General features: G+C 59.5%; 22 protein-coding genes. 7 read left to right on the forward strand and 15 right to left on the reverse strand.

What is annotated here, in order from left to right; all coding sequences use genetic code 11:
* The 14 genes from NOR97_RS17815 to NOR97_RS17885 all read right to left on the reverse strand — a co-directional run bounded on the left by NOR97_RS17815 (position 1) and on the right by NOR97_RS17885 (position 14199).
* Positions 1–2124 (reverse strand): NosR/NirI family protein, encoded by a 2124-nt coding sequence (locus tag NOR97_RS17815; RefSeq protein WP_257601388.1) that lies wholly within the window; start codon positions 2122–2124, stop codon positions 1–3.
* A gap of 44 nt (positions 2125–2168) precedes the next feature.
* A complete protein-coding gene (locus NOR97_RS17820; protein ID WP_257601360.1) occupies positions 2169–2633 on the reverse strand; it encodes a DUF2946 family protein in 465 nt (154 codons plus the stop codon).
* Positions 2634–2722: 89 nt separating this feature from the next.
* The gene (locus NOR97_RS17825; protein WP_170345486.1) at positions 2723–2986 is read right to left on the reverse strand and encodes a hypothetical protein; all 264 of its coding nucleotides are present in this window, start codon (positions 2984–2986) and stop codon (positions 2723–2725) included.
* A complete protein-coding gene (locus NOR97_RS17830) occupies positions 2943–4466 on the reverse strand; it encodes a nitrite reductase (protein WP_257601361.1) in 1524 nt (507 codons plus the stop codon). Before NOR97_RS17830 ends, NOR97_RS17825 begins: the two co-directional genes overlap by 44 nt.
* A gap of 76 nt (positions 4467–4542) precedes the next feature.
* Positions 4543–5757, reverse strand: a complete 1215-nt coding sequence (gene nirJ, locus NOR97_RS17835) for a heme d1 biosynthesis radical SAM protein NirJ (RefSeq protein ID WP_257601362.1) — start codon at positions 5755–5757, stop codon at positions 4543–4545.
* Positions 5758–5760: 3 nt separating this feature from the next.
* Positions 5761–6243 carry an AsnC family transcriptional regulator gene (locus NOR97_RS17840; RefSeq protein ID WP_257601363.1) on the reverse strand — a complete coding sequence of 161 codons (483 nt, stop codon included), beginning with the start codon at positions 6241–6243 and terminating at the stop codon, positions 5761–5763.
* Positions 6240–6689 carry an Lrp/AsnC family transcriptional regulator gene (locus NOR97_RS17845; protein WP_170345482.1) on the reverse strand — a complete coding sequence of 150 codons (450 nt, stop codon included), beginning with the start codon at positions 6687–6689 and terminating at the stop codon, positions 6240–6242. Before NOR97_RS17845 ends, NOR97_RS17840 begins: the two co-directional genes overlap by 4 nt.
* Entirely contained in the window at positions 6686–7675 is a 990-nt protein-coding gene (locus NOR97_RS17850) for an AsnC family transcriptional regulator (RefSeq protein ID WP_171330809.1), read from the reverse strand. The genes NOR97_RS17845 and NOR97_RS17850 overlap by 4 nt, the downstream gene beginning before the upstream one ends.
* 3 nt (positions 7676–7678) lie before the next feature.
* Complete coding sequence (locus NOR97_RS17855) at positions 7679–8824, reverse strand: cytochrome D1 domain-containing protein (protein ID WP_170345480.1); 1146 nt, start codon at positions 8822–8824, stop codon at positions 7679–7681.
* Positions 8821–9204: a cytochrome c gene (locus NOR97_RS21175; RefSeq protein WP_306980750.1), complete on the reverse strand. Its 384-nt coding sequence runs from the start codon at positions 9202–9204 to the stop codon at positions 8821–8823. Before NOR97_RS21175 ends, NOR97_RS17855 begins: the two co-directional genes overlap by 4 nt.
* Positions 9197–9958 carry a uroporphyrinogen-III C-methyltransferase gene (gene cobA, locus NOR97_RS17865; protein WP_257601364.1) on the reverse strand — a complete coding sequence of 254 codons (762 nt, stop codon included), beginning with the start codon at positions 9956–9958 and terminating at the stop codon, positions 9197–9199. The genes NOR97_RS21175 and cobA overlap by 8 nt, the downstream gene beginning before the upstream one ends.
* A 198-nt stretch (positions 9959–10156) precedes the next feature.
* A complete protein-coding gene (locus tag NOR97_RS17870; protein ID WP_170345477.1) occupies positions 10157–10558 on the reverse strand; it encodes a plastocyanin/azurin family copper-binding protein in 402 nt (133 codons plus the stop codon).
* A 55-nt stretch (positions 10559–10613) separates the two neighbouring features.
* The gene (locus tag NOR97_RS21180; protein WP_306980755.1) at positions 10614–12398 is read right to left on the reverse strand and encodes a NapC/NirT family cytochrome c; all 1785 of its coding nucleotides are present in this window, start codon (positions 12396–12398) and stop codon (positions 10614–10616) included.
* 124 nt (positions 12399–12522) lie between these two features.
* Complete coding sequence (locus tag NOR97_RS17885) at positions 12523–14199, reverse strand: nitrite reductase (protein ID WP_257601365.1); 1677 nt, start codon at positions 14197–14199, stop codon at positions 12523–12525.
* 245 nt (positions 14200–14444) lie between these two features.
* Here NOR97_RS17885 and NOR97_RS17890 point away from each other — a divergent pair, with 245 nt between their 5' ends.
* On the forward strand, positions 14445–15641 hold the full coding sequence (locus NOR97_RS17890; protein WP_170345474.1) for an NnrS family protein: 1197 nt from the start codon (positions 14445–14447) through the stop codon (positions 15639–15641).
* An 18-nt stretch (positions 15642–15659) separates the two neighbouring features.
* On the opposite strand, the gene NOR97_RS17895 is transcribed toward NOR97_RS17890, so the two are convergent.
* Positions 15660–16772, reverse strand: coding sequence for a Hint domain-containing protein (locus NOR97_RS17895; protein WP_257601366.1), 1113 nt, complete (start codon positions 16770–16772; stop codon positions 15660–15662).
* 326 nt (positions 16773–17098) lie between these two features.
* On the opposite strand from NOR97_RS17895, the gene NOR97_RS17900 reads away from it, so the two are divergent.
* The 6 genes from NOR97_RS17900 to NOR97_RS17925 are packed head-to-tail and all read left to right on the forward strand — an operon-like array spanning position 17099 to position 22515.
* Positions 17099–17548, forward strand: a complete 450-nt coding sequence (locus NOR97_RS17900) for a cytochrome c (RefSeq protein ID WP_152460362.1) — start codon at positions 17099–17101, stop codon at positions 17546–17548.
* A gap of 16 nt (positions 17549–17564) precedes the next feature.
* Positions 17565–18932, forward strand: coding sequence for a cbb3-type cytochrome c oxidase subunit I (locus NOR97_RS17905; RefSeq protein WP_152460361.1), 1368 nt, complete (start codon positions 17565–17567; stop codon positions 18930–18932).
* A gap of 5 nt (positions 18933–18937) precedes the next feature.
* Complete coding sequence (locus NOR97_RS17910) at positions 18938–19747, forward strand: CbbQ/NirQ/NorQ/GpvN family protein (protein ID WP_374041635.1); 810 nt, start codon at positions 18938–18940, stop codon at positions 19745–19747.
* Between the two features lie 8 nt (positions 19748–19755).
* Positions 19756–21678: a nitric oxide reductase activation protein NorD gene (locus tag NOR97_RS17915; RefSeq protein WP_257601368.1), complete on the forward strand. Its 1923-nt coding sequence runs from the start codon at positions 19756–19758 to the stop codon at positions 21676–21678.
* Positions 21675–22223, forward strand: a complete 549-nt coding sequence (locus NOR97_RS17920; RefSeq protein ID WP_257601369.1) for a cytochrome c oxidase subunit 3 — start codon at positions 21675–21677, stop codon at positions 22221–22223. Before NOR97_RS17915 ends, NOR97_RS17920 begins: the two co-directional genes overlap by 4 nt.
* Before the next feature lie 4 nt (positions 22224–22227).
* Positions 22228–22515, forward strand: coding sequence for a cytochrome C oxidase subunit IV family protein (locus tag NOR97_RS17925; protein ID WP_170345470.1), 288 nt, complete (start codon positions 22228–22230; stop codon positions 22513–22515).
* The last annotated feature ends 53 nt before the right edge of the window (positions 22516–22568 follow it).

Below are 22568 nucleotides of genomic sequence, written 5' to 3' on the forward strand. Positions count from 1 at the left end.
TTAGGAAACGGATTGCGGTTTGGCGTTCGGATGGTTCGCCGGTGGTTGTCCGAGTGGGGTCTTCATCTGGACCGACCCTGTCTTGGCCCGCCGTTTCAGTTGGCGGATAACGACGGGACATTTGTCCTCGGACTGGTAGAGCACCTGACAATGCAGGCAGGTGACGCACTCGTTCGGATTGATCTCACCGGTGGGGTGGATCGCCTGAACGGGGCATTCGTTGGCGCAGGTCTGACAGGGGGAGCCGCAATCCTTGTAGCGGCGCAGCCAGTCGAACATGCGGATACGGGCAGGGATCGCCAGTGCTCCACCCAGCGGGCAGAGATAGCGGCAGTAGAACCGTTCGATGAACAGCCCGATTCCCAGCAGGGCCAGCGCAAAGACCACAAAGGGCCAGTCGCGCATGAATTTCAGAATGATCGCCGTTTTGAACGGCTCGACCTCGGCGTATTTCTCGGCCAACGGGATCGAGACAAAGCTGAGGCCGAAGAGACCGAGGAAGATCATGTATTTTGCAGGCCACAGGCGCTCGTTCAGTCCCCAGGGCAGCGTCCATTGCGGTACTTTCAGCGCGCGGGCGATCTTGTTGGTCAACTCCTGCAACGCGCCAAACGGGCACAACCAGCCGCAATAGGCGCCTCGCCCCCAGAACAGCAGCGCGGCAGCGACAGCGAACCACTGGATAAAGACCAGCGGGTCCAGCAGGAACGCATCCCACGAGAATCCTGTGCGCAAGCTGCCCGCCAGCGCCATCAGATTCACCACGCTCAGCTGCGCGTTGGCGTACCAGCCGATGAAGAACAGGGTCATGGTCAGATAGCCGATGCGGAACCAGTAGAAGACCCGCGCATTCATCGTCGCGTGGAATTGAAAGAAGAACGTCGCGGTCAGGACCAGCAGCATGACGCCGAGAATGGCGATTTCGACGGTGCGATCCTTCCAGATGCGTTGCCACAGGGCGGCCTTGGCGGCGGCTTCGCCGGTTGCATCCTCGACAACCGTTGGGGCTGCAACGGGCAGCAGGTAGTGGTCGGGCAGTTTGTAGCCCAGATCGAATGTCAGAAAGGTTTTCTCAACGGCACCCACGGCACGCTGTACCAGCAGTTGCAGGCGGAACGGCTCGGTCGGGTCAAACTCGGCATCGGCGGGAATCTTGAAGATGTCCAGCTCGGTGAAACTGGGCGCATCCGGGGCTGCAACCTTGCCAAGGCGCACTTGCTGTTTGTCGAAGAACCGGACCGAGTTGTCGCCCTGGATCAACTGGATCCGATCGAAGATCCCGCCGCGCACATAGCCTGATCCCTTGAAGCTGTAGGATCCGCGACCCAGCACCAGAATGGCCTGTTCGCCCTCGTCCAACCAGTTCACAAGGTTCCGGTATTCGGCGTCGCCCAGCAGTGACTTGCCGATCGACGGAACCGAGACAAGCGCCATATGCATGTCGATGAAGGTGTCATCCGGTTCGCCCGGTTCGGGGCGCTTGATCGCGCGCTGGTCGCCGGTGGCCTCAAAGGCGGCGTTGACCTGCCCGACATCCAGCGTCAACCGCCGGATCGAGCCGTCACCCGACAGGGTCGACCAGTCATAGACCGCATTCTGCGCCATATCGACTTCGCGCTTTGGCCCGTCGGCCTGCAACGGCGACAAGCCGCCCAGACCCAATGCACGCGCCACTTTGATGCCGCCACGCACAAGGCTGTCGTCGATCACCATGATCGTGACGGTCGCGCCCGAGATGATGTCGAGGTCGTGCCCCTCACCCCCGGTTTCAGCTTCAACCTTCAGGTCAAGGCCGGCATAGCCTTCGGTCAATTCAACCATGCGGGAATTGGGGATGCCGATCAGCACGATGGGTTCCGAGTGCTTGACCAGTTGCACTCCGGTCAACACGGCATTGTTATCGATGGCGGCAACGACATGGATCGGCTTGCCGGAATAACCGGTCGTGCCAACAAAGTCCGAGGTCAGGAATGCCCAGGCAACGGTCTCGCCGCCCTTCAGGACGGGGGCGACCTTGACGTCATCGCGTACCGGGCCAAAGGCATCGGCACCGGGGGCCAGATCGGCAGGTTCGATGTCGGGCAGGAAGCTGGCCAGGCTGTCGGCATGGGCGCTGATCGCCATCAGGCAGGACAGGGTAAAAGCCAGCAGGAAATGGATTGCGCGACTTACGACCACGGCGCACCTCCGTTTACTTGAGTGAACGCCACGGACGCGCGCAGGGCGCGTTCAGATTTTTCTTGGGTCGCAACCGGGGGCCCTCGGGTTTCGGGCCACAGTCGCCTTGAGTTGTACAAAATGCACAGATCCCCGATTGCAGCGGGTACAATCTGTACATTTCCGGATTGCGTCAGCAGCGGCAGGTCTGGCAGCGGGGCTGCCACTGTCACCGCGCACAGCGCGCAATCGGCGCATTTCGGGCAAGGTGCGGTCGGGTCATCAGTGCCTTCCTCAAGGTCCACTTCAACCCAGACCGCCCCTGCCTCCGAGCAGATCTCGATCCACATGCTGTCCCCGGGACTCGCCAGCACCGGGCCAAGCATCTGCAAAAGCAACAGGAAAACACCCACCAAACCGCACACCGCGCGGGACACGCGATCAAACAGGCTATGCGGGGGGCGGACGGTGGGCATTGAGAATCCAGCTCGGCGTTCTTTTCTGAACCGTAGGGGATTCTTCCAGGCGAAGACTTGACTTAGGTCAGGTGCCTGAAAATTTGAATCTACCCGTCGGCCTCGTCCATCAATCCGCGCAGCCACCGACCGGCCAGCCATGCCGCAGGAATGCCCAGCGGAATCGACCAGAGGAGAGCCGGCACCGGTTCGATTGCACCGAACCCGACGCTGTGCAGGATAAGCCCGAGCAAAAACAGGTTGATGGCCACGGTCAACGCCGTGGCCGGATACAGCAGAATGGCCAGTTTCCAAACCGGCCATTTTCCCTCAGTGGCTGGTTCCTTCCGAGAAGGTGATCTTGTTCCAGACATTGTATTTCCCCGAAGGTTTGCGCATCGGCAGGCGGCGGATTTCTTCCAGCGTCTGCGCGTCATAAACGATCACCGCGCCGTCATCTTCCCAGATCGAAACCAGCGCGTGGCTGCCATCCCTGGTGAACTCGACATGGGCCACGGTTTTTCCGGGAGCGGGGCGCAGGGTCTTTACGATTTCAAGGCTTTGCTTGTCGATGACGTGCATTGCGTCCTTGTTGGGGCCAAAGAAAACATCGGCCCAGACATAAGGCGAGTTCTCATGGCTGCGCATGAAGAACCCGGGGCCCTCGGTCTTGATCCGTTTGACGGTTTCCCAGCTTTCCATGTCGATCACCGACACGGCGCCGTCTGTCAGGTGCGGCGTGGCCATCACGGTCGTATCGCCGTGTTTCCATGTGATGCCCGAGCCCAGATGCGGCATTCCGGGCAAATCCAGATCGGCCACCTTGTGCCCGATCACCAGATCAATCACTTGTCCGCCCTTGCCATCGCGGGACGCTCCCATGACATATTCATAACTCTGGTCGAAAAAGAAATCGTCCAGATAGTCAGGTGTGGTGATCTTGCGCACCGGGAAGGGGTCGGGGTTCTTGAACTGGCCTTCGATGCGGAAATCATGACCAAGCCCGGATTGCGGGGGATTGGCACCGTAGAACACTTCCCAAATCTCGGGCACATCCTTCAGCGCCAGAACAAAGCTTTCCCGCGGAGGGGCCTGATAGACAGCCGAAACGCGGCTGGGCACGCCCTTCTTGCTTTTGACCTCGATGACCTTTGCGACTGAAAGGTCTTCGGTGGACAACACCGTCAGGCTGTTGGGCAGATAGTTGGCTACAGCCACCCATTTGCCATCGCCGGACATGGCGATGTTACGGCTGTTCAGGCCGGCACGCACACGGCCCACCTGCTTCAGGGCCCAAATGTCGTACTTCTGGACCCATCCGTCGCGGGACATGATGAAGACATACCGCCCATCCGGGCTGAATTTTGGACCGCCATGCACGGCGAAGGGGGTTTCGAACCGGTCCAGAACCTCGAACGTGTCGCCATCCAGAACGCTGACATGGTGATCTCCGGTTTCCACCACCAGCGTGATGTTCATCGGGTCGCTGTCCCAGACGGGCGCATCCACCGGCACATATTCCTCGTCCAGCATCCGGCTGGTCAATATCTCGGCCTCGCCCCATTCGGGGTCGGATTCCAACGGCGATTTCAACCAACCGGCCAGCTCTTCGATTTGCAGAGCATCCAGCTCGTGCGAGAAGGCCGGCATTTGTGTCGCGGCGCGCCCTTCCGCGATTACCGCGGCAACCCGGGGACCCCGCATGCGTTTGAGCGTTTCAGGGATCAACGCGGGGCCAACACCGCCCAGACGGTTCTCGCCATGACAGGATGCACAATGCTCCGCATAGTCCGAAGGCGCGTCGGCCCAGGCGACACCCGCGCCAAGGATCGAGCATAATGCCCCAATCTTCATCTTTTCAAAAATACTCCCGCCGGAGGTTCCCGCACGCGCCACAGGCGCAGCGGTTGAAAGCCTCGCACTTACGGTGTCAAAAGAACTGATGCGCCGGATCATGGCTTTTCCCCCGAAACGGTGTGACCTGAAGGCGTTCCCCTGCTTCATCCACACCGATTTCCTGGTTGGACAGGTAACAGGCCGGATCCTCGGCCCATGGATCACCGGTCAATTGCAAGGCGCGGATGCGGGTATTGCCGCCGCACACGTCCTTGAGTTCGCAGGTTCCGCAGCGCCCCTTCAGCGGGCGTGGGCGGGTGCGGAGCATCGCAAGCATCGGATCATCGCTGGTCCAGAGTTCGGAAAACGATTTGGTCTTTACGTTGCCCACCGTGTAATCGGACCAGTAAGTGTCTGGATGGACCCGGCCAAGGTTGTCGATATTGGCGACGCCCAAACCACTTGAGTTCCCGCCCCACGCGGCCAGGTGCGCGCGCACATGTGCCGCTTTTTCGGCGTCGAAATGCGTGCGAATCCAGTTCAGGAAATACCCGGCATCAGCGTCATTGTTCCCCGTCACGATATCCAGCGGACGACCGCCCGATGCGGCTTCCCAGGCGCGTTCCAGCAACAGATCCAGGCCTTTGCGCGTGCGCTGATGCGCGGCATCTTCGCCCCGGTTCTTGTCGCCGCGTCCCGCATAGACAAGATGCGACAGGTAGAACTTGTCGACACCTTCATCATCACAAAGGCTCAGCAAGTCAGGCAAGTGATGTTGCGTGCCTTCGGTCAGGCAGAACCGCAGGCCAACCTTGATGCCGCGCTTTTTGCATTCTCGCACGCCGCGCAAGGCGTCTGCAAAAGCCCCTTCGACGCCACGGAACCAGTCATTCGTCGCTCCGATCCCGTCCAGCGAGATGCCGACATAGTTGAAGCCCACATCCGCAATCATATCGGCGGTTTCGTCGTAAATCCGGGTGCCGTTGGTCGACAAGGCCAGCATTGGCACCAGATCACGGGCCCGTTTTGCGATGTCGAAGAAATCGAACCGGTCCAGCGGTTCCCCACCCGAGAGGATCAGGGCTGGGACGCGAAATTGGCCCAGATCCTCAAGGGTTACCATGGCTTGCTCATGGCTGAGCTCCCCCGGGAACGCGACATCCGCCGAGACGGTGTAGCAATGGCGGCACTTCAGGTTACAGCGCCGCGTCAAATTCCAGATCACAACCGGCTTTACCGGGCCGGGGCGACGCTTGCGCACCGGAGTCGGTTTGACCAGTTGATGCATGTATTCGGTCAGGCGGAACATGTCTCAGGCTTTCTGTCTCAGGCGCAGCCCGGTCTTTTTCAGGATGCGCGTGGAATAGAGGATATCGCTGCCCCGGCAGGCCGATCCCAGAATCGCGGCGATCTGGCCGCGTTTCTCTTCGACCTCGTCGCGCGAGCTGCCATGAACCATGGCGAACAGGTTGTAGGGCCAGTCGGGCAGGGCACGGGGCCGTTCATAACAATGGGTGACGAAGGGCAGTGCCCCGATATGAGCGCCCAGTTCGGTGATCAGGTCATCCTGAACATCCCAGACGGTCATGCCGTTCGACGTCATGCCCAGCTTGTAATGATTGGGGGCTGCGGCGATCCGTCGGATCACCCCGCGCGCTTTCAGCGCGGCCAGCCGGTCCAGCAGGGTGGCTTCGGTCAGGCCCAGATCGGCAGCGACCTGCGCATAGGGCGCGGACACCAGGGGCAATCCCCCCTGGAGCGACTCGATAATCTGTCTGTCTGTTGCGTCGATCATGCCGCCACCCGGAAGCCGATGAAAAATTCCTGAAGTTTGGGGAAACGGAGAACACTGATCCCCGTTTCCCGTTCGATGGCATCGGCGGCGGCCTCGATCCCCTCGGGTGTTTCGGTGGCCAGCACGAACCACATGTTCAGCCGGTGCGTGCGTTCATAATTATGGGCCACCTCGGGATGTGCATTGACTTTGGTCAGGACGGTTTCGAAATCTTCGGCTGGAACGGCCATTGCGCAAAGGCAGAAAGCCCCACCCATGGCCGCGGCGTCGAAAAATGGACCGAAGCGCGTAATGGTGCGGTCATCTTTCATACGGCTCAGACGCGTCAGCAATTCGGCCTCGGACAGGCCAAGCTCTGCGGCGACGGTTGCGTAAGGGTGCGAAGTAAGCGGCAGATCCTCTTGCATACGATTCAGGATCGCGCGATCCGTTTGGTCCAGCGTCATGCGGCAGCCTCCTTGGCCTGAATCAGCGCGCCGGTCTGCTTGAAACAGCGGGTTGAGAAGAGAACCTTGTGTCGCGCTCCGGCCAGTTCGGGCAATGCAATCGCGCCGGCCAGAACATCCAAAGCCTCATTGCGTGTGCGGGCGTGGATCATGGAATACAGGCGATATGGCCAGACATCGGGAACCGGATTGCGCTCGTAGCACAAAGTCACCCCCGGGAAGGCCGCCAAAGCGGGACCAGCGGTTTCAATCTGTTCTGCCGGCAGATCCCAGACCACCATCGCATTGGCCGACCAGCCAAGCGCCCGGTGACGCACGATGACGCCGAGCCGCGAGATTATTCCGGCTGCATGCAAAGCCTCGACCCGCTCCATCACGTCGGTGACATCCCGTTTCAGCGAACGAGCCAGAGCGGCGTAGGGTTCTGAGACCAAAGATAGCCCGGAACTCAGAGACTGTAGCAGGCAACGATCGCCCTCGCGCATGACGGATGCATCGACCTTTCGCGCTGTGGGCACGTTCTTGATGCCTCCAGTCATGCGAAAGCCAAGATCCACGTTGAAAGGACGCACCAGCCGCAGGTCCAGCACTTGCAATCCGGTGGATCGACTGATCCGTGAAAGGGTATCGTTGACATGCGCGCGATCCGGCCCGGTCGCGACAAACCACAGGTTCCAGGCGTCTTCGCGTTGATAATTGTGATTCACGCCGGGTTCGGCATCGATCAGGGCGGCAACCTCCTCCAACCGATCTTCCGGAGCCGCCACGGCAGCCAAAGTGCTGGCCGTCACCGCGCCGGGTGTGATGGTTGCGCCAACCCGTGTAATGCGGCCTGTGGCGCGCATCCGGGACAGGCGATGAATGACTTCGGCTTCGTCCAGCCCGAGAGCGTTACCCAGTATCTGAAACGGTCTTTCGGTGATCGGGAAGTCGCGCTGAAACTCGTCCAGCAGGCGGCGGTCGATCGGGTCCGTGATATGTCGCATCGGTTACAGCCCTGTTCTGTGGGCGCGAGCAGTGAAGAAAATGCCGGACGGGCTGTCCGCGTCGATCTCGCGCAGTTTTTCAAAACTATGCGTGTCGTAGACCATGACCTTGTTGGCATCGCGCACGCTGATCCAGACCTCATGTCCGCGCGGCGTGAACTCCATGTGCAACACGGCCGGGCCGGGTTTGAATTCGTGGATGATCTCTTTGCTGACGCTGTCGATCACCTGAATGGTGTCATTCAGCGGGTGGGCGAAATTGACCCAGACCTGCCGCCCATCCGGACGCGCCATTGCAAAGACCGGTTGCCCGTGGGTTTTGGTCCGGCCCGTTTCGGACAGGGTATCGGCGTCGATCCACAGAACCTCGTGATGACCGACAGCGGGCAAAACGAATTCGCGGCCCGTCAGCGCCCAGCCTTCCAGATGAGGCATCTTATAGACCGGCATTTCTTCCTGCCCGCGCCCGTAATCGGGCAGAACCCGGATCGGTTCGGGTGTTTCGGCCCACAGATCCAGTGCGGTCAGGCCGTCCTCGCCAAACAGGCCGGTGATATAGGTGCGGCCATTGGCAGTGATCAGCGCGTCATAGGGGTTCTTGCCCATGTCCGGGATCTTGGTGATCTCTGGTGCGCCCTTTGCGAAATCGGCAATCCAGGTTTCCCCAGTGTCCCACATCGTGAAAACGAACCGCCGACCCGGCGCATCGACCAGGCCGATGGTTTTGCTGCCGGTCGGGATGTCAGCGACCATTTCAAGCGTGTCCGCATCGAATACGCGCACGCCACCGGGTTCATAGTTCGACACCGCCACAAGCTTGCCATCGTCCGAAATCGCCCCGCCAATGGCGTTGCCGGCCTGCACGACGCGGTTCACGATCTGGCGGGTCACGATGTCGATCTTGGTCAACCCTCCGTCGCGGCCAAACACATAGGCAAACCGTTCATCGGGTGAATAGACCAAGGACGCGTGCGACAGATCACCCAACCCCTCGATCCGGGCCAGAGCTGCACGGTCGGATTGATCCACCAGCAGAACCGAGCCCTTGGCGCGTTCGATGACCAGACCAAGGTCGCCTGTCGCAGTTGGTTCAGCCTGGGCGGTGGACATCATCAATGTGGCTGCAAGGCCAAGGATAAAGTGTTTCATTGTGACTCCTGTTCCAGCAGGTAACGGGCGATCCACTCGGCTTCTTCTTCACTGATCAGAGGCCGCCACGGGGGCATCGCGGTGTCAGGGATGCCGTCAAGGATGACGCTGGTCAAAACATCCGCGTCGTAGTGTTCAAGCGTCTCACTGCGCAGATCGGGACCAAGGCCGCCCTTCAGGGACAGTCCGTGACAGGAACCGCAATCCTGATGCACAAGTCTTTTCAGGGTATCGGGATCGATGACATCCGCCGCGAAGGCGGAGGTCGCGGCCAGAACCGCAATGGTCAGACAGGTTCGCGCCACCCATCCCGAACGCCCCGGCGACCTGTCGGTGTGTGTTGGGTCAATCCCTCGGTCTCGTCTTCCCAGCTTAGCCATGGGCCTGTTCCAGAAGCTCGGCCACAGGCCGTTCGGCATAAAGCGAAACCACCTTGCCAATGATAAACAGCGTCGGCGCCTTCAGGTCGGCTGCGCGCACATCCGTGGCCAGCTGGTCAAGCCGTGACACAAGACGACGCTCATCAGGTGTCGTGGCCTTGCCCACCGCCAGAACCGGCGTCGAGCCCGGCAGGTTTTCGGTCATCAACCCCATGGCGATCTGACCGATATTGCCAACGCCCATATAGACCACCAGCGTCGAGTCCGGGTCGGCAAGGCGTTTCCAGTCCAGATCCAGCACTTTGTCGGCCTGCCGATGCCCGGTGACATATTGAACCGAGGTTGCCAGCCCGCGATGGGTCAGCGGCACACCCGTCGAACAAGACGCCCCCTGGGCTGCAGTAATGCCCGGTGCGTGTTCAACAGCAACACCGCGGGCCATCAGATAGGCAGCCTCTTCCGAGCCGCGACCAAAGATCATGGGGTCGCCACCCTTCAGCCGGGCAACCGTGTGACCAGCGCGGGCTTCTTCCAGCAGTATTTCGTTGATGCGGTCCTGCGGAACGGTGTGGCATTTGGGCGCTTTGCCGACAGGGATCAGGCGGGCGCCTTCCGCGTGCAAGTTCAGAATGTCGGCGGACACCAGCCGGTCATAAACCACGACATCCGCTTCTTGCAGCATCCGCAGTGCGCGCAAGGTCATCAGCTCGGGGTCGCCGGGGCCTGCGCCAATCAGAAAAACCTTACCGCTCATGTGCAAACTCGCTTGGTCTGAAAGTCTTCGAGATCCGGTATCCCATGCAGATCGATTGCGTTTGCAAGACGTTGCTGGGTGAGCCGGGCGTGTCATGGGGGAAGATTGGCCCAATCGAAAACCAACCTCCTTGACATAAGTTAAGGAGCGCGGGATTTGCGCCCGCGCTCCTTCATCTTGCCTGTATTGTGCCTTGTTTCAGGGTTCGACGGTGATCATTCCGATCATGTTCTGTGTCTCCCAATGCGGGCCGCACAGATAGTCCTGTGGACCGGGCGTGAGAAAAGTCAGTTCAACGGATTCCTCGGGGAACAGGCGATCACTTTCAGGTTGGCTGCCATCCTTCAACAGAACGGAATGGCTGGTGCGTTTGTCGACATTCACCCACCGGACAGTTGTGCCTGCCTTTACGGTCAATTCGGCTGGGCAGAAATTGTATTTGTACATCAGCACCACTTCAGCGTCTTCGACGGCCGACGAAGGCTGACCGAACAACTCGACATAGCGCTCTTCGGCCTCGGCGCAGATTTCGGCGGTTTCGTCCGCCCAGGCGGGCGCGGCCAGAAGCAGCAGCGCGGGAAGAAGGCGTTGGGGTTTCATGGTCCATGTCTCCTTTCCAAAAGTGGCCGGGGCCGGTTGACCCGGCCCCGATCCGTTATTGTTTGACCACGTTGATGAGCGCGCTGTCATCATCCAGCGCCAGGCTGGTATTCAGCGTCACGTGGTGGAACCTTGCGGCAGCAAAATCGTCGTGGATGGCAAAGCCAACGGTATAGGTCTTGCCTGCCTCCAAAGGCACATCACCGGGCGCACCCGAATTCAGGGGGCGCGTAAACACCACGGTCCACATGCCACCGGACAGTTCGGCCGATGCGGCGATTTCACCATCATTGACCACGCGCTGCTCCAACAGATAGCCATTGGTGGCGCTTCCGTCGGCGTAGACACGCATCAGGTCAAGATAGGTGCCGTCGACCAGATACTGCTCGATCTGTTCCTCGGCCTTCAGCTTGTCCCAGCCACCCAGGGCCTTGCCGCGGCGACCTTTGACCTCAACATCGGTGCGGCTTTCGCTGATGTATTTGGTAATGGTGTCCGTGGCATTGAGGCGACCGGCAACATCCGCATTTGCCGCGATCGCATCCGCTTCGGGCGCAAAAGGCATATAGGTGTTGTCGGCGTGGCACGAGGCCCAGCAGCCCACCTGATCGCCGAGCTCGATACCAGTGCCGGTAATCATCATGGCAACCTTGATCTGGTTGTCCGGGTCCATCTTGCCGCCATCGACGAACGGGGCAGGGTTGTGACCCGCGTCCGGCCATTGCAGACGAATGTAGAGGTTTTCGTCGTCATGTGCCGCCTGAACGGTTGCGTCGATGACACCGCGTTTGCCCGGAATGGGAGTCGGTTCAAGATCGCCACCTGCAACGATCTTGTTGCCGATGGTGTCCAGTTCCTTGGCGTGGCAGGTGGTGCACTGATCCCCGCCTTTGGTCAGGGGGCGTGCGCCACCATGGAACTTGCCGTTCTGGACCCATTCGAAAGAGGCCTGACCGGGGTAGAACAGCTTCAGATCCGCCGCGGCCACTGCGTTCCAGTCAATGTTGGACGCAACGTCGCTCGCTCCGCCAGAGGGCGCTGCGGCCTCTTCACCGGAGGCTTTTGCGCGTTCTTCCTCCAAAGCAGCGTCAACAGCCGCTGCGATCTGGGCCTGAACGGCCTCTTGCTGAGCCTTCTTGGCGGCTTTTTCTGCTTCTGCTTCAGCGGCCTCTTTGGCTTCGATCTTTTCAAGGCTGGCCAGGTATTCCGGGGGTATCGGCCGGATGAAGTCCGGGTTCGGTGCTTCAAGCTTTTCCAGATACTCTTCGTCCGCCCGGTCGCGTGCATCCGAGTGTGCAATCCCCTTGTGGCAGTCGATACAGGTCTGTCCGACGGTCATCGCATTGAGGTGCTGCTGACGGGCGCGTGGCTTCTGGAATTCGGGCATCATCGATTCGAAATCGTGACAGTTGCGGCATTCGCGCGAATCGGTGGCCTTCATCCGCTCCCACTCGTTCATGGCCAGATGCACACGTTTGGCTTCGAACTTTTCGCGGGTGTTGATGGTGCCGACCAATTTGCCATAAAGCTCTTTGGACGCCTTGATCTTGCGGATCATCTTATGGGTCCAGTCTTTGGGTACGTGGCAGTCGGAACAGACAGCCCCCACGCCCGACCGGTTCACGTCGTGAATCGTGCCGGTATATTCTTCGTAGACAAAATCACGCATCTCGTGACACGAGATACAGAATTCCTTGGTATTCGTAGCTTCCATTGCGGTGTTGAACCCGCCCCAGAAGATGATGCCGGCGGCAAAGGCCGCGGCGATACCGGCCACAGGCATTCCCCATAGGAAATACCGGCGCCAGATCGGTTTTTTCTTATCCGGTTCGGAGGTCATATCCGGGCTCCGTTTTGGCTGTATTGTCTGGCCCTTGGTGGCAGGCCGGTGAGTTTGGCTGATGCCTCGAACAAGGAAAGGGCGGGCGAGGGGCCCGCCCTTTCCTGTGATGGTCTCACCCTCGTCAGGTGACGTGGTTCGACCGGTTGTAGACGTTGAACTTGCCGGTCGGGGCATAAAGCCCGTCGATGCGGCCGATCTCTTCCAGCGTCTTGGCGTCGAAGATCACGATCTGACCGTTGGGTTCTTTCGAGTCCGACAGGTTCCACTTGGAGACCCAGACCTCGGTGCCGTCGGCGTTGAATTCGAAGTGAACAGCAGCGCTGCCTTCGTCTTCGGTGATCTGGATCGTTTTCACGATCTCGCCGGTTTCTTTCGAAATGACCTGTACGGATTGCTGCACTTCCGGTTCCGGATGCTTGGTCTGGTCAGCCCAGATGTAATCCGAGTTCGGGTGGGTGCGGACGAACAGGCCGGGGCCGTCGGTTTCCACTTCGTAGCAGACTTTCCAGGCGTCATCCGGACGGTTTTCAGGATCGTTGCCCCAAACGGTCACGGTACCGACACCAAGGTGGGTCGTGCCGGCCACAGGGCCACAGTTCGGGTCGACCCAGTTGGCGCCCGGACCCGGGTGCGGCAGGGCGGCGGTGTCGATCATCGCCTCAAGCTTGTGGGTTTCGGTATCGACAACCACCATCTTGTTCGACGCGTTCGCGGCGATCTGGAAATAGCGGCCCGTCGGGTCAAAGAACCCGTCATGCAGGAACTTGGCGCTGTCGATCTTGTCGATCCGAAGGTTGTCCAGATCGGTGTAATCGACCTGCCATAGCTGTCCCAGCTCTTTCACGGCGACGATCCAGGTCGGTTCGTTCGGCGTGGTGTAGATGGCGGCCACGCGGCTTTCTTCGACATACTCGCCGTCCACGTTCACGCCGCGGGTCGATACGACCTTGAGCGGTTCCATGGTTTGCGCATCAACGATTGCAAAGTGCGGCGGCCAGTAGCCACCACCGATGACGTATTTGCCATCGCCGGACACGGCAACGTCGCGGGCGTCATAGGCGATCTTGACTTCGGATACCAACATCTTGTCCGGCGTCTGCCAGAGGTCGATTTTGGTCATCTTGCCGTCGCGGCCCATGGTGTACCAGAAGCGCCCGGGTTGTTCCGGCTCTTCCAGCGAGTGGTGCTCGGATGCTTTCAGAACGTGCACCGCATAACCGGTCGGAATGTGGGTCAGGACCTCTTTGGTGTCACCGTCGATCACGGCCACCTTGCCTACGTCACGTTCGATGACGACAAAGAAGTTTTCCCAGTTGCGGCCGTGCAGCGGCTCGGTCGGATAGTCCTCTTCTTCGACGTAAACCTTGCGGGTCGCCTTCATCTGTTCCAGCGACATTTCAGGCGGTTTCGGCGGCTCCATCATGATGTAGGTCGCCATGTCCTTGATTTCCTGCTCGGTCATGATGTCCGAGAAGTTGTTCATGCCGCCTTCGGTTCCCCAGGCGATAATCTTTTCAAGGCGTTCCTGCCCCAGTTTAAGGGTGCCGCCTTCGGTGACCGTGCCGTCGGCTGCGGTCTTCTTCCAATGCGGTTCCAGGTTTTTACCCGTGGCCCCTTTGCGCAAAACGCCGTGGCAGCCTGCGCATTGTTCGAAATAGAGCTGTTTAGACGATTCAAAGGCTTCTTCGCTCAAAGTTGGCTCTTCGGCGAAGGTCGGAGCAGCGACGCTGCCCAACAACATTGCCAATCCGACCCCAAAGGCGCGGCCGGGTTTGTTGTAGCTGATTCCAAGTGACATGATCACTCTCCATATGCGTGGTGAGGCGCTGCCGAGAGTGAAACATCACGTGGATGTCATCCTTGACCAAAGTCAACGGGAAGGGCGCAGACCAGGCACTTTGGACAGAAAACACGGATCAAAACCCCCAATAAAACTTGTGTTTTTCACACATGTTTAAGCCCGGTCTTGATTTTGGTTAAGGGCGCCGGGTCGTGAAGGAACTACACATTGCTCAACGGCGGGAAAAGCTATGGAGAGCAGGCATGACAGCTGTAATCGCACGTGTTTTCAGTGAGGGGTTCCGGGTCTTTTTCCTTTCGGCGGGTCTTTACGGAGTGTTTGCAGGGGTCGCGTGGGGCGTGTGGTTGGCGTCGCTCGACGGCCTGATGCCTTACATGGACCAAAGCTATGCGATGCCCCCGGTCATGTGGCACGCGCATGAGATGATTTTTGGGTATGCAACGGCCGCCTTGGGGGGGTTTTTTCTGACCGCCGTGCCGAACTGGACCGGTGCGCCCGAGGCGCGGGCCCGCTTTATCACGCTTGTCGCATTGATCTGGATGGCCGGGCGTCTGGCGGTCTGGTTTTCCGGAGTGTTGCCTCCCTTGTTCGTCGCAGTTGTGGACCTGATCTTTGTTCCCATTCTGGCGCTGAAGATTGCCAGTCAACTGGTTCGTCGACCCAAGCCCCAGAATATGGTGTTTCTGTATCTTTTGGTTCTGATGCTGGCCTCGAACGTAATGGTCCATTTGGAATGGATGGGGGTCACGGTGGATACGTTGAACACCGGCATCCGGGCCGGGCTTTTGACATTGTGTTCGATGATCGCGATCCTGGGCGGCCGGATTACGCCCGCTTTTACTCGCAATGCCATGAAAAGAGCGGGTCAACCCGAAGCATCGTGGCCGGTAACCGTGGCCTGGCTGGACAGGGCGACGATGATTCTGGCGCTGCTGCTGCCCCTGCTTGTGCTTGCACTTGATGTCGGGCCTGTTGCGGGAGCCGTAGCTTTGGTGATGGGCTTTGTTCAACTGATACGCATGGCGCGTTGGAGAACAGGCTGGGCTTTGCGTCAACCGATCCTGATCGCCCTGCATCTGGGCCTCGGGATGCTGGCCCTGGGTCTGGTTCTCTGGGGGATGGCTGCCATCGGAATGGGAAATGAGATCGGCGCGCTCCACGTTCTGGGCATTGGTTGCGTTGGCGGCATGACCCTGGCCGTAATGAGCCGCGCCGCCTTGGGCCATAGCGGTCGACCCCTTGTCGCGCCAAGGCCCATGGCGATTGCCTATGGCTTGATGGCGGTTGCTGCGCTTGTGCGATGGTTGGGATCCGACATGGCAGCAGGTTACATGGCGGCGATGCTGACTGCGGATGGATTTTGGATCGCGGCAATGGGGCTGTATCTGTTCGCCATGTGGCCTGCCCTGACCGGCCCTCGCGCCGTGCAACAGACCTGACGCCTGTTCGGGCGGCGTCTATCGTCCAGCGATCAGAGGCCGCGCGTTCTTGATATGACGATGGACCAAAGCCCGAGCGCGTTTCCCTTTTTCCGGGATCCGTCTTGCGGCCAGCGGAACGTAATTGCGCTGATCCAATTCAGGGAACAGTTCAAGAATTTCCGCCCTTGCGTCCGGGTGAACACTGGACAGGGCCTGTGCGCCGGTGAGCAGGCTTTCGGAAGGTGCACCTTCCGCATAGATGATTTCATGACGGTCGAACAAAAGATGAACATAGGTCACCGCACGGGTGTCATCAGCGATTGAAATGCCAGGCACGCCGACAAGAATGTGAGCAGGAACAAGAACCTCTTCGGCGTCGAACATTCTGACGGCAATCGGCGACCGGACCAGCATGCGGTGTTGCGGTGACACGAACAGATCACGCTCGGGCAACTGATCGCCCAGTGAACCGGCCTCGATCCGGATGGGCTTCAGCCTGGGACGGGCGCGAAGCGCCGCTTGGTCCAGATGTCGCGTGCCAATCCAGCGTATGTGTTGCGGCCCATTGTCCGCGGTCAAAACGACATCGCCAACTTTCAGATCCTCGATCGGAGTTGGACCGGTTGGGGTCATGATCCGTGTTCCGGTAACAAAGCAGGGTACATCGACAATCGTGGTGGGGTCCGTCGTGTCAGGGGCGTTGGTCGGGGTAACGTTCGAAACCTGGAACGTATAGGTCAGGCCCGGAACCAGGGGCTCGGACGTGATGTATCCGACCAATGTGCCCTCGACTTCGACCCGAAACACATCGATCGTTCCGCCCGATGGATTGGTCAGGGAATAGGATTCTTCAAGGTAGATGTCTCCGTTGGCAAAAGTGGTCGATCCGTCCAGGTTGGTCACCACACCTGTTTGCGTGGCGTCGTCACCGTTTTCGTTGTTGAATCGGTCACCATTGAACACAGTGCCGGTATCGGGCAGAGGGTTCGCCCCGTTCAGGATCGTTCCGCCAGCTGCATCGGTTACATCAAATACACGACGGTCTGTTGCGGGGTCGAAATTGGGGTCAAGCGTAATGAAATCGGGGCCGAGGTTGAAATCGACCGTAATGACCCCGGGGGCGTAACCAATATAGGAATAGTTTGCCATATTCGTACCTTTTAACCATTGGCGCTACCGAGGCACCGGAAATCTTGCACACAGCAAGGAAAGTGCGCTGACTTTCCTTCCTTCCATACTGCTTGGCAAATACTTGCGTCAATTCAATGGCCATTCAATGGAGAGAAGACTCAATACGGAAATGCTGTTCGCAAATTGACTGGCAGCTCTTCTTCTCCTGACGATCAGCCGGTCCAAATCGTTCAATTCTGAACCGTCCGGTTGATCTCGTGACAGGTCTTGACTTTCGTTAAGGCACTACCGCGTCCCGCCCGTCATGTTGCTGACACTAGCTAATCTGCGCAAAGGAGAGCGCAATGCGAGACGTCATGACAAAGAGCATGGCCCGCAATATTTTTTATGGCGGGTCACTGTTCTTCATTCTCATCTTTCTGGCCCTTTCGGCCCATTCCCACTGGTATATCGTCAATTCTGAAAATGCCGCGAAACTCGATGACAGTGTGGTTCGGGGTAAACATGTCTGGGAAAAACACGCCTGTGTGAACTGTCATTCGATTCTGGGTGAAGGGGCCTACTTTGCCCCCGAAGTCGGCAACGTGATGACCCGCTGGGGCGTGCTGGACGACCCGGAATCAGCCTTTGAATCCCTCAAGGGCTGGATGGAAGCACAACCGACCGGCATTCCCGGTCGTCGGCAGATGCCCAATTTCAACCTCAGCGACGAAGAACTCCGTGACCTGACCAACTTCCTGATCTGGACGGACAATATCGACGCGCAGGGCTGGCCGCCCAACGAGGCAGGCTGAGAAAGGGAACGAAACAATGAAATACGAATCCCAAAAAATCGCCTATGCCTACTTTGCGGTAGCCATGGCGTTGTTCGCGATACAGGTGATTGGCGGCCTTCTGGCCGGTTTCATCTATGTATTCCCCAATTTCCTGAGTGAGCTTCTGCCGTTCAACATCGTGCGGATGCTGCACACCAACTCTCTGATCGTCTGGCTGATCCTGGGCTTTTTCGGTGCGGCCTACTTCCTGATCCCGGAAGAAGCCGAGCGCGAGATCCACTCGCCCAAGCTGGCCTATCTGCAACTGATCATCCTTGTTGTCGGTACGTTGGGCGTGGTCGTCACGTATGTCTTCAACCTGTTCGAAGGCAACTGGCTGCTGGGCAAAGAGGGGCGCGAGTTCCTTGAGCAACCCAAATGGGTCAAGGCCGGCATCGTCGTGGCTGCATTGATCTTCCTTTACAACGTGTCGATGACCGTTCTGAAAGGCAAAAAGACAGCCATTACCAACATCCTGCTTCTGGGCCTTTGGGGTCTGGCGCTGCTGTTCCTGTTCGCCTTCTACAACCCGGGCAACCTGTCGCTGGACAAGCAATACTGGTGGTATGTCGTCCACCTGTGGGTCGAAGGCGTGTGGGAGCTGATCATGGCATCGATCCTGGCCTATCTGATGCTCAAGCTGACCGGTGTTGACCGTGAGGTGGTCGAAAAATGGCTCTATGTCATCGTCGCCGCCGCGCTGTTCTCGGGCATCCTCGGCACCGGCCACCACTATTACTGGATCGGCACGCCGGCATACTGGCAGTGGATCGGGTCGATCTTCTCTAGCCTCGAGGTGATCCCCTTCTTCGCGATGATGGCCTTTGCCTTCGTCATGGTCTGGAAGGGCCGCCGGGACCACCCCAACAAGGCCGCGCTGCTGTGGTCGCTGGGCTGTGCCACGCTGGCCTTCTTCGGTGCCGGTGTCTGGGGCTTCCTGCACACGCTGCACGGGGTGAACTACTACACCCACGGCACGCAGATCACCGCAGCCCACGGGCACCTGGCCTTCTACGGCGCCTATGTCTGCCTCAACCTTGCGATCTTCAGCTACGCTATGCCGATCCTGAAGAACCGTGATCCCTATAATCAGGTTCTGAATATGGGTTCGTTCTGGCTGATGACCAGCGGCATGGTCTTCATGACCTTCGTGCTGACCTTCGGGGGAACCGTGCAGACTCACATGCAACGTGTCGTCGGAGACTACTTCATGGACGTGCAGGACCAGATCGCGATCTTCTACTGGATGCGTCTTGGCTCTGGTCTGGTCGTTGTCCTTGGGGCGCTGCTGTTCATCTACTCGATCTGGGTTCCTCGCAAAGAGGTCATTGAACCCGGCGCAGCCGAAACCCCAGCGGAGTGATGGATATGGATGGCTCCATGAACCTGAAAGAGGGGGCGGCAAACGCCCCCTTCTACCTGGCCCAGGGCGATGAATGCGATGTCTTCACCGCCGCTTACAACAACGATCTGCCGGTTCTGCTGAAAGGTCCGACGGGTTGCGGCAAGACCCGGTTTGTGGCCCACATGGCCGCGAAACTTGGCCGCCCGCTCTATACCGTAGCGTGCCACGACGATCTCGCCGCCGCCGACCTGATCGGACGCTATCTGCTGAAGGGCGGCGAAACCGTCTGGGTCGATGGCCCCCTGACCCGCGCGGTGCGCGAAGGCGCGATCTGCTATCTCGACGAGGTGGTCGAGGCGCGCAAGGACGTGACCGTGGTGCTGCACCCGCTGACCGACGACCGGCGCATCCTGCCGATCGATCGCACCGGAGAAGAGCTTGAGGCCGCGCCCGGCTTCATGCTGGTGGCCTCGTACAACCCCGGCTATCAGAATATCCTGAAAACCCTCAAACCCTCGACCCGGCAGCGGTTCATCTCGCTGGAGTTCGACTTTCCCTCGCCTCAGATGGAAGCCGAGGTGGTCGCGCAGGAAAGCGGCCTGCCGCTGGAACGCTGCAAGCCGCTGGTGCGGCTGGCGGGCAAGCTGCGCGGGCTCAAGGGTCAGGACCTCGAGGAAGGCGTGTCCACCCGGCTGGTCGTCTATGCTGCGACGCTGATCGCGCAGGGCATGTCCACCGACCGCGCCATCCTTGCCGCCATGATCGAACCTCTGACCGATGACGAGGATATCAAACGCGGGCTCCTCGATCTTGTCACCGCCGTCTTTGGGTGAGGCCGGTGATGGTCAGGATCGACTTTGAGCCATGGGAACCCGAAGAAACGATCGGGAAACTGTGGCACACCCTTGCCAGCCGCCTCGATGCACCCCAGGTGCATGTTGGAGCCGCGGTCGACCTTTCCGAGGTCGCGGGGCGGCTGGCAGTCCTCTTTCGGGGGCTTGGGGGTAGTCCGGGCGTTGAATTGCGCCCGGTCTCACCCGAGGTTTCGCGTCACCGCCTGAGTTGGCGCCGCAAACTTGCAACCGAAGTGGAATTGATGCCGCGCGCCTCGTTCGATGGCGAGGTTTTGCGCCTGCCCGACCGTCTGGCTGTATTCCCGGCGCGCGAAGCTAATGGCGCGCTCTATGTCTGGTTGGCCGCCGCCGCTGCCCATGCCGGAACCCGAATTGACGAAGACGATCCACTGCGTGCCGACCTGCGTGCCTTGGTTGCTGCCCGGCACATGGTCGAGGCGACTCTGGACGACGCGCCTGGCTTGCGTCCGCTTTACACCGAACTTTGCAAGGGCGTGCTGTATCAGCGCGATATCCCCAGTCTGCCGCCTGCCGAGGCTGCGGTCGAAGAACTGATCCGTCATATGTTGGGCGATCCCAAACCCTTGTCGGATCAGGCCGAGCAACTTCTGGCACTTGACGACGACCTGATCGCTCCGCGCGGCTATCAGCCGATGCGCCCGGTTCCCCTGTGGCCGGAATTGCGGGCCGTCGGGTTCTCGGAACACAACGAGGTTGAAAACCCCGATACTGAAGGCCCGCCAGAGGAATCCGGCGAAAAGACACACCGCGCCCGACGCCGCAAATCGGATCAGGCCGAGCGCAGCGACAGTTTCATTCTGCACAAATTCGAAGCCATCCTCAGCTGGGCCGAATTCCTGAATATCAACCGTCGCATCGATGACGACGATCCCGACAACGCCAAGAAGGCGGCTGACGATCAGGAAGAGATTGGTCTTGGCCAGATCTCAAAAGCGCCGCCTACCAAGTTGAAGCTTCACCTTGACCTGGCGCCCGAAGACGTCAACCGCGAACGCCTGTCAGGCCGTATTCTATATCCCGAATGGGATGTGCGGACGGGTCAGTACCTGCCGGATCATGTGAACGTTCTGCTTTCGGATGCCGATATCCGCGACGATGCCGCCGAGTTCGGCAAGGATCCGGCCACTGCGCGGCGCATTCGTGCCGTCAAGCGCCAATTCGAGGCGTTGCGCCCGGGGCGTGTGATGACCCGGGGCCATCTGGACGGAGACCAGCTGGATGTGGAAGCCGCCGTTCGGGCGCAGGTTGACCGCTGCGCAAATGGTGAAGGGACGGAACGCGTCTGGTTGCAATCCCGCCCCGAGGCCCGCGATCTGGCGGTCTCGATCCTGCTGGATGTCAGCCGCTCGACTGAAAGCGCCGTTACTGGTCGCGCCGTGATCGATATCGAACGCGAGGCGCTGGCGGCCTTGGCCTGGGGCCTGAACGCTTGTGGCGACGATTTCGCCATTCATGCATTCAGCTCCCTCAAGCGTCAGCGCGTCTATGTGCAACGTTGCAAACGGTTTGACGAACCGATGGGAACCAAAGTTGAACAGCGCATCGCGTCGCTGCGCCCCGGACATTACACAAGGTTGGGCGCGGCAATCCGGCACTGTTCCGCAGATCTGGCAAGCCAGTCCCGCAAGCGCCGATTGCTGCTGGTCATAACGGACGGCAAGCCAAACGACCTGGATCACTACGAGGGGCGCCACGGCATCGAAGATACCTGCATGGCCATACGCGAGGCGCGTCGGGCCGGACAGTCAGTGTTCGGCGTCACCATCGATAAAACCGGCAAAAGCTGGTTTCCGCGCATGTTCGGGCAGGGCGGTTTCGCCGTCATTCCAGATCCGCATCGCCTGACCATGGCCCTGCCGCAGATCTATCGCCAGTTGGTCGGCGCATGAGTGATACCTCTCTGATAGACGAACTGCCGGGCGAGTTCCTGATGTGGGTTCTGATCATTTCGGAACTGCTGGTTTTTGGCGCGGGGATGATCGCTTTCATGGGGGTGCGCCTGACGGATCCGGCAGGTTTTGCCGAGGCGCAGTCGCATCTGCATCGCACGGGTGCGGCCTTGAACACGGCGGTTTTGGTGACATCCGGCTATCTGGCCGCACAGGCGCTGCATTGGCGGCGGAACATGCAACGTTTGCGGGCCCGCTTGGCGCTGATCCTTGCCGCGCTTCTGGGTGTCGTGTTCCTGATCATCAAGGGTGCGGAATATGCCGACAAGGCGTCTCAGGGGATAGGATATGAAACGCATCCATTCTTCCTGTTCTACTATATGCTGACCGGCTTTCATGCTGCGCATGTCCTGGCCGGGGTTGGTATTCTGTTGCTGGTGGCCTGGCGCGACGACCCCAGTAGCGTCGAAGCGGGCGCGCAGTTCTGGCACATGGTGGACCTGGTCTGGATCATGCTGTTTCCAGTGATCTATCTGCTGGGATAGTCAGATGGCCCAACCTTCATCTTTGACCAACATTTCACGTCAGAGGTCGTCGAACCCTTTGATCCAGGCGTGGCTTGCGCTCTTGGGCCTCAGCGTGGGATCCGCGCTGCTGACCCTGATTGGGGCGCCAAGCGCGATCATTGCTGGCGGTATCCTGTTGCTGGCGCTGATCAAGGCCCGCGTGATCCTGAAACACTACCTGGATTTGGAAAACAGCCAAAGCTGGCTGCGTGGGTTCACCATGGTGTTGACCGGGTTTTCGGTTGTGGTTTTTGCGCTCTATCTGGTCTGAAGAAAAAAAATGCCGCCCCGAGAGGCGGCAGTATTCAAGCAAAGGGGGGTCCT

This window comes from Ruegeria sp. YS9 (genome assembly GCF_024628725.1).
Classification (GTDB): domain Bacteria; phylum Pseudomonadota; class Alphaproteobacteria; order Rhodobacterales; family Rhodobacteraceae; genus Ruegeria; species Ruegeria atlantica_C.